This window comes from Caloranaerobacter ferrireducens, assembly GCF_001730685.1.
GTDB classification, from domain to species: Bacteria; Bacillota; Clostridia; order Tissierellales; family Thermohalobacteraceae; genus Caloranaerobacter; species Caloranaerobacter ferrireducens.
In genome coordinates this window covers 226,649-233,879 of sequence record NZ_MDJR01000003.1, presented here as the reverse complement: position 1 = coordinate 233,879, position 7,231 = coordinate 226,649, and the positions used below count along the sequence as shown (strand labels likewise).

Below are 7,231 nucleotides of genomic sequence, written 5' to 3'. Positions count from 1 at the left end.
CATTATAGTTTTATTTTGTCTACAGTCTGAGGCTAGGTTTTTTTACCTAGCCTTAAACTATAACAAACTTATCTTTTTTATATATATAAATAAAAGTGAATGCTTGAAAAAATTTAATTTTTTCTCTCGCATGAACGTTATTTTCATAAATAATTTACTTTGTAAACAAATACACCTTTCAGACTAAACATATTTTTTGATAATAATAGAAGCATTATGCCCACCGAATCCTAGAGAATTCGACATTGCATAATTTACTTTTTGCTCTATCCCTTTATTAGGTACATAGTCTAAATCACACTCTTCATCCTTAGTATTATAGTTAATTGTCGGCGGAATAAAATCAGTAAACACTGTTAAAGCACACACAGCTCCTTCTAATCCACCTGCTGCTCCCAACAGATGACCTGTCATAGATTTTGTAGAACTTACTTTAAGTTTATAAGCATATTCTTTAAATACATTCTTTATAGCAGCAGTCTCAAACTTATCGTTATACGGTGTAGATGTTCCATGTGCATTTATATAATCTATCATATTTGGCTTTATACCTGCATCATCTAAAGCTAGTTTCATAGCTCTAGCTGCTCCTTCTCCATTTTCTGCTGGTGCAGTTATATGATAAGCATCACACGTCATACCATATCCTACAATTTCTCCATATATTTTAGCTCCTCTATTTAAAGCATGATTCAATTCTTCTAAAATAAGAATTGCTGAACCTTCTCCCATTACAAAACCATCTCTATTCTTATCAAATGGTCTGCTAGCTTGTTTAGGATTATCATTATTAGTTGATAAAGCTTTCATAGAAGAAAAACCAGCTAAAGCTAATGGTGTAATTGAAGCTTCAGTACCACCTGTAATAATTATATCAGCATCTCCTCGTTGAATTATCTTAAAACTATCACCTATTGCATTTGTCGAAGAAGCGCATGCAGAGACAACAGTTTCATTTGGCCCTTTTGCACCTAATAAAATAGCTATTTGCCCAGCTGCCATATTACTAATCATCATAGGTATAAAAAAAGGACTTATTCGTTTAGGACCTTTTTTTAACAATTTTTCATACTGCTCTTCAAGTGTAGCTAATCCACCAACACCTGAACCTATTATAACTCCAAATCTATCTTTATTTATTGAATTTAAATTTAACTGAGCATCTTCTACAGCTAATTTACTTGCAGCGACTGCAAACTGAGTAAACCTATCCATTCTTTTTGATTCTTTTTTATCCATGTAATCTTCAGGCTTAAAGTCTTTTACTTCTGCTGCTATTTTTGTAGAGTAACCTTCAGTATCAAACCTTGTTATATAATCAACACCATTTTTACCTTCTTTAATAGCACCCCAAAATTCTTCTATTCCAATTCCAATTGGACTTATTATACCTATACCGGTAATAACCACCCTTCTCATCATGGTTTAACCTCCTAAAATATCTAGTTGTTGATAAAAATCTATTTTTAAGGTCCCGAAAAAATCGGGACCATTATATTTCATAATTATTTCATATTATTCTGAATGTACTCAACTGCATCTTTAACAGTTTTTATCTTTTCTGCTTCCTCATCTGGTATTTCTAATTCAAACTCATCTTCAATAGCCATAATAAGTTCAACGACATCAAGAGAGTCTGCATCAAGGTCGTCTTGAAAAGATGATTCCATTTTTATTTCATCTTCCTCAACCTCTAACTGTTCAGCTATTATTTTTTTAAGTTTTTCAAATACCATGCTTACACCTCCCTTCAATATTATTACAATAATTTATATTAATAATCCTCCATCTATAATTAAAACTTGACCTGTTATATAAGAGGATAAGTCACTTGCTAAAAACGCAACTGCATTAGCTATATCCTCAGGTTCTCCTAATCTATTCAAAGGTATTTTGCTTAAGTATTCTTCTTTCACTTTATCTGGTAATTTGTCTGTCATGTCAGTCTTTATAAAACCTGGAGCTATTGCATTCACTCTTACTTTTTTCTTAGCCACCTCTTTAGCAATTGACTTAGTAAATCCTATTATTCCAGCTTTAGAAGCAGCATAATTACATTGTCCTTGATTACCTGTGATACCTATTACTGAAGCTACATTTATGATACTACCACCTTTTTGTTTCATCATAGTTCTAATAGCTGCCTTAGTAACATTAAATGTTCCTTTTAAATTAATATTAATTACATCATCCCATTCTTCTTCTTTCATTCTCATTAACAAATTATCTCTAGCTATTCCAGCATTATTTACTAAAATATCAATCCTACCAAATTCATCTAAAACTTTATTTATAAAGTTTTCTACGTCATCTTTATTTGATACATCTGCCCTTATTGCTATAGCTTTAACTCCCATTTCCTCTGCTAATTTTATTACTTCCTTAGCTTTAGTATCACTCTTTGTGTAATTAACAACTATATTAGCTCCTAAAGAAGCTAATTTAAGTGCTATAGCCTTACCAATTCCTCTTGAACCTCCTGTTACAAGTGCTATCTTCCCAGTTAGATTCATAAGCTCAGCTCCTTAACTTAAGAATTCATTTAATTTTGATAGTGTATCTATATTCTCAACATTAATTGTTGTAACCTTTATACCTAATTTCTTTGCTGTTTTCTTTACAAAGCTACTTAATGACTTACCTGGACCTATTTCTACAAATGTATCGATTCCATATTTTATCATAAACTCAATACTATCTTGCCACAAAACAGGCATAAACACCTGCTTTGATAAAAGTTCTTTAATTTCATTTTCATTTTCAATAATATTTGCTGTTACATTTGAAACAACTTTTGTTTCCATCTTTCCTATTGAAACTTTTTTTAGTTCATCACTTAGTCTATCTCCCGCTGTTTTCAATAAACTTGAATGGAAAGGAGCGCTTACTGATAACTTCAAAGCCTTCTTAGCTCCTTTTTCTTTAGCAATAACACATGCTCTTTCAACAGCTTTAATTTCTCCAGAAATCACTATTTGTCCAGGACAATTATAATTTGCACATTCAACTATGCCTACATTACTTGATTCTTTAACTACTTCTTCAACTACCTCTCTTTCTAAACCTATAATTGCAGCCATAGTTCCTACCCCAAAAGGCACTGTTTCCTGCATCAATTTACCTCTTATCTTTACAAGTTTTACTGCCTCTTCAAAATTAAAAGCACCACTATATACTAAAGATGAATATTCTCCTAAACTTAATCCAGCAGTTATTTCAGCCTTTAAACCTAATTCATCAACTACTTTTAATATAGCAATTGAAGTAGTTAAAATAGCCGGTTGAGTATTTTCAGTTTTAACTAACTCTTCACTAGGGCCTTCAAAACAAAGCCTTTTCAAATCAAATCCTAAACTTTCATTTGCTATATCAAATATTTCTGATGCAACTTTATAATTTTTAACAATATCGCTTCCCATTCCAACATATTGAGCTCCTTGCCCTGGAAAAATGAATGCTATTCTGCTCATTTTATCACTCCTATAAACTCTCTTTAACCTTTTTAGCCTCAGCAATTATATCTTCTATAACTTCTTTACAAGTTTTAATCTCTTTAATTAATCCACTAATCTGCCCTGCCATTACAGAGCCGTTCTCAATATCTCCATTTAGAACAGCATTTCTTAACGTCCCTACCCCTAACTTTTCAATTATCTCTTTATCTGCACCTTCTTTTTCTAACTTTATAAATTTTTTAGTAAGTTTATTCCTAATAGATCTCACAGGATGACCTGTAACTCTCCCTGTTACTACTGCATCTCTATCTCCAGCTTTAAGTATCATTTTTTTATAATTCTCATGTGCTATACACTCTTTAGTACAAACAAATCTTGTACCGATCTGTACTCCTTTTGCACCTAAAGCTAGTGCTGCGACGAAACCTCTACCATCAGCAATACCTCCAGCCGCTATTACAGGTATATTAACTGCATCAACAACCTGAGGCACTAAAGCCATTGTAGTAAGTTCTCCAATATGACCACCCGCTTCAGTACCTTCAACAATCAACGCATCTGCGCCAACTTTTTCCATTCTTTTGGCAAGAGCAACTGAAGGAACTACAGGTAGTATTTTAGTACCAATCTCTTTAAATCTACCTACATATTTACCAGGATTCCCTGCTCCTGTTGTTATTACAGGAACTTTTTCTCTATATAATAATTCCATAATTTCATTAACATAAGGGGACAACAACATAACATTAACACCAAATGGTTTTGATGTCATTTTTTTTATCTTAAATATTTCCTCTTCTATTACATCAACAGGTGCATTGCCGCATCCAATTATCCCCAATCCACCTGCATTAGATACAGCTGCAGCAAGCTCTGATGTTGCAACCCATGCCATACCGCCTTGTATAATTGGATATCTGATATTCAATAAATCACAAATTACAGTTTGAAACATTTTACACCTCCTGGTTTTTATGCCATTTAATAATACATGAACCCCAAGTTAATCCTCCACCAAAACCAACTAGTAAGATATTATCACCATTTTTTATTTTATTAGCTTTAATTGCTTCATCTAATGCAACAGGGATTGAAGCCGATGACATATTCCCATATTTGTTTAAATTAACATATACTTTATCTTTAGCAAGCTTTAATCTTTTTCTTGCCGATTCAATAATTCTGATATTGGCTTGATGTGGAATAAGATAATCTATATCTTCTAGCTTGAGACCACTCATTTCAATGACCTTTTTTGCCGCTTCTTCCATAGCTCTAACAGCAAACTTAAATACTTCATTCCCTTCCATTTTGATGTAATGAAGTCGTTTCTCTACTGTATCGTGTGTTGCAGGATATCTAGAACCTCCTGCAGGTTGTGTAAGATACTTTCCACCACTACCGTCTGCGCCTAATTTAATACCCAAAAAACCCATACCTTCTGGCACTGTACTTACAACAGCTGCACCTGCTCCGTCTCCAAATAATACACAAGTATTCCTATCAGTCCAATCCACAATTCTTGATAATGTTTCTGCACCAATAACTAAAACATTTGTATAAAGCCCTGAACTAACATATGCATAAGCTATTGATAATGCATATAAAAATCCAGAACAAGCTGCCTCTAAATCAAATGCAGCTGCATTAGTACATCCTAATTTATCCTGAACTATACATGCAGTTGAAGGAAATGCCATGTCAGGCGTTACTGTACTTACAATTATCATATCAATATCTTCGTTCTTAATCCCAGCATCGTCTATTGCTCTTTCTGCAGCTATTGTTGCCATATATGAAGTCGCTTTATCATCATCCAAAATTCTTCTTTCAACGATTCCTGTTCTTGTCTTAATCCATTCGTCACTTGTATCCACAATTTTTTCTAAATCATAGTTTGTTAAAACCTTTTCTGGAATAAAACTACCTGTACCTATTATTCCAACCGACCTACTCTTATTCAAAATCATTGTTACCTCCTAAATCAGATATGCTTTCCTCTATTAGCTTTAAAACATCATTTTCTACAAAAGTTTTTGCTTGCTTAATTGCATTCTTAATAGCTTTTGCATCAGAACTACCATGAGCTTTGATTACTCCACCTTTGACCCCTAATAGAGGTGCTCCACCATACTCAGTATAATCTAATTTACTCTTAAAATTCCTAAGCCCTGGTTTAAGTAATAGTGCTCCTAGTTTAGTTATAGGATTTCTTAAAAACTCTTCCTTAAGTGCTGAGAAAATAGAGTATGCTAACCCTTCTGTTAGTTTCAATATAACATTCCCTACAAAACCATCACACACTAGAATATCAACTAAACCTTCTGGAATATCTCTAGCTTCAACATTACCATAGAAATTTATTAGTGATGATTTTGATAATAACTCAAAAGCTTCCTTAGTTAACTCATTACCTTTTCCTTCTTCTACACCAATATTAACTAATCCAACCTTCGGGTTTTTCTTGTTTAAAACTTTCTCTGCGTATATACTTCCCATTAAAGCAAATTGCTGTAGATATTTTGGTTTACAATCTGCATTCGCACCAGCATCTATTAATAAAGAAATTCCTTTTTTAGTTGGATAAACAGGAGCTAATGCTGCTCTCTCTATACCCTTGATTCGTCCTACAACTAGCAAACCTCCAGTTAACAAAGCACCTGTATTGCCTGCAGAAATAAAAGCATCTCCTTCTTTATCTTTCACCATTTTCAAGCCAACTACCATTGAAGAATTTTTCTTTCTTCTTATTGCCATAACTGGTTTATCATCATTTGTTATTACATCATCCGCATTAACAATGCTAATATTATTCCCGTTATATTCCAGTTTAGCTAATTGCTCTTTTATCATTTCCTCTTTACCAACTAATACAATTTCAACATCTACTTCATTTAATGCATCTACACAACCCTTTACTGTTACTTCAGGACCTTTATCTCCCCCCATTGCATCAACTATTATTCTCATATTACCCCCTCCTTCTTATTCTATCGATACTAAAATAAACTTACCCCTAAAAACTTGTTCCTGTCCAACATATGTAAAAACATGTACAAAATATTTATTTCCTCTTATCCTTACAACTTCTGCTTTTGCAATAAGCTTTTGTCCAGCATAAACTGGACTTTTGTACTTAATATTGGCAACTCCTGTTAGTGCTACATCTGCATCAATAACAGCCATAGCAAGAGACTCAGCTTGTGCAAATATATGATGACCTCTTATGATATTTGTTTTTTTAAATGCCATCTCATTATTAGTTTCTAAAATTGAAATTCCACTTTTCCCTAATTTTAAATCTACTAACTCTCCTACTATTTCAGTTCCTCCGATTGCCCTAACTTTAGAGTAGTTAAGTTCAGCCACATTTTTTATTCTTTCTCTTAACTCAGGTATACCTAGTTCAAGACGGTCTAATCTTATAGTCTGAATACTAACATTAAAAATTTGCATTAATTCTTCATCTGTCAAAAAAGGATCTTCTTTTAGTTTTTCTTTTAATCTTTTCTGTCTTTCTTTTTTAGGTAGCCTTTTATTAGCCATCTTTTCACCTCGAGTTATTACTTGTATTTAGTACCTATTACTAATAGTTAGTATATATTATAGTATAAAAAAAATCAAGTATTTTATCGTCTATATTTTTAGATTTAACTTTTGTAAACAAAAAATGCAAATTTAAGAGCCCTTATCCTAAAAATTATGTATTTTTAAGATTCAAATTGTAACCAAAAGATTAGAACAAAATCTTAGATTTAAATAAATTATAAGTAAGA

The 7,231-nt window shown here is 32.6% G+C and carries 8 protein-coding genes; all 8 read right to left on the bottom strand.

The annotated features are described in order from the left end of the window. Positions 1 to 183 precede the first annotated feature (183 nt). The gene (gene fabF / locus BFN48_RS07275; protein WP_207644709.1) at positions 184 to 1,422 is read right to left on the bottom strand and encodes a beta-ketoacyl-ACP synthase II; all 1,239 of its coding nucleotides are present in this window, start codon (positions 1,420 to 1,422) and stop codon (positions 184 to 186) included. Positions 1,423 to 1,505: 83 nt separating this feature from the next. Further along, on the bottom strand, positions 1,506 to 1,736 hold the full coding sequence (acpP, locus tag BFN48_RS07270; protein ID WP_069650235.1) for an acyl carrier protein: 231 nt from the start codon (positions 1,734 to 1,736) through the stop codon (positions 1,506 to 1,508). A gap of 33 nt (positions 1,737 to 1,769) precedes the next feature. Further along, positions 1,770 to 2,513 carry a 3-oxoacyl-[acyl-carrier-protein] reductase gene (fabG, locus tag BFN48_RS07265; RefSeq protein WP_069650234.1) on the bottom strand — a complete coding sequence of 248 codons (744 nt, stop codon included), beginning with the start codon at positions 2,511 to 2,513 and terminating at the stop codon, positions 1,770 to 1,772. Between the two features lie 12 nt (positions 2,514 to 2,525). Continuing rightward, positions 2,526 to 3,470, bottom strand: a complete 945-nt coding sequence (gene fabD, locus BFN48_RS07260; RefSeq protein WP_069650233.1) for an ACP S-malonyltransferase — start codon at positions 3,468 to 3,470, stop codon at positions 2,526 to 2,528. A 10-nt stretch (positions 3,471 to 3,480) separates the two neighbouring features. Continuing rightward, complete coding sequence (gene fabK, locus BFN48_RS07255) at positions 3,481 to 4,410, bottom strand: enoyl-[acyl-carrier-protein] reductase FabK (protein WP_069650232.1); 930 nt, start codon at positions 4,408 to 4,410, stop codon at positions 3,481 to 3,483. A 1-nt stretch (position 4,411) separates the two neighbouring features. Further along, positions 4,412 to 5,419 (bottom strand): beta-ketoacyl-ACP synthase III, encoded by a 1,008-nt coding sequence (locus BFN48_RS07250; protein WP_069650247.1) that lies wholly within the window; start codon positions 5,417 to 5,419, stop codon positions 4,412 to 4,414. Then, a complete protein-coding gene (plsX, locus tag BFN48_RS07245; protein ID WP_069650231.1) occupies positions 5,412 to 6,425 on the bottom strand; it encodes a phosphate acyltransferase PlsX in 1,014 nt (337 codons plus the stop codon). Before plsX ends, BFN48_RS07250 begins: the two co-directional genes overlap by 8 nt. A 15-nt stretch (positions 6,426 to 6,440) precedes the next feature. Next, the gene (gene fapR / locus BFN48_RS07240) at positions 6,441 to 7,001 is read right to left on the bottom strand and encodes a transcription factor FapR (RefSeq protein ID WP_054870321.1); all 561 of its coding nucleotides are present in this window, start codon (positions 6,999 to 7,001) and stop codon (positions 6,441 to 6,443) included. Between the last annotated feature and the right edge of the window lie 230 nt (positions 7,002 to 7,231).

Bases quoted from the DNA above. Each gene is read 5' to 3' on its own strand.
- fabD (WP_069650233.1), bottom strand. From the start codon at position 3,470: ATGAGCAGAATAGCATTCATTTTTCCAGGGCAAGGAGCTCAATATGTT.
- fabK (WP_069650232.1), bottom strand. From the start codon at position 4,410: ATGTTTCAAACTGTAATTTGTGATTTATTGAATATCAGATATCCAATT.
- plsX (WP_069650231.1), bottom strand. From the start codon at position 6,425: ATGAGAATAATAGTTGATGCAATGGGGGGAGATAAAGGTCCTGAAGTA.
- fabF (WP_207644709.1), bottom strand. From the start codon at position 1,422: ATGATGAGAAGGGTGGTTATTACCGGTATAGGTATAATAAGTCCAATT.
- fapR (WP_054870321.1), bottom strand. From the start codon at position 7,001: ATGGCTAATAAAAGGCTACCTAAAAAAGAAAGACAGAAAAGATTAAAA.
- acpP (WP_069650235.1), bottom strand. From the start codon at position 1,736: ATGGTATTTGAAAAACTTAAAAAAATAATAGCTGAACAGTTAGAGGTT.
- fabG (WP_069650234.1), bottom strand. From the start codon at position 2,513: ATGAATCTAACTGGGAAGATAGCACTTGTAACAGGAGGTTCAAGAGGA.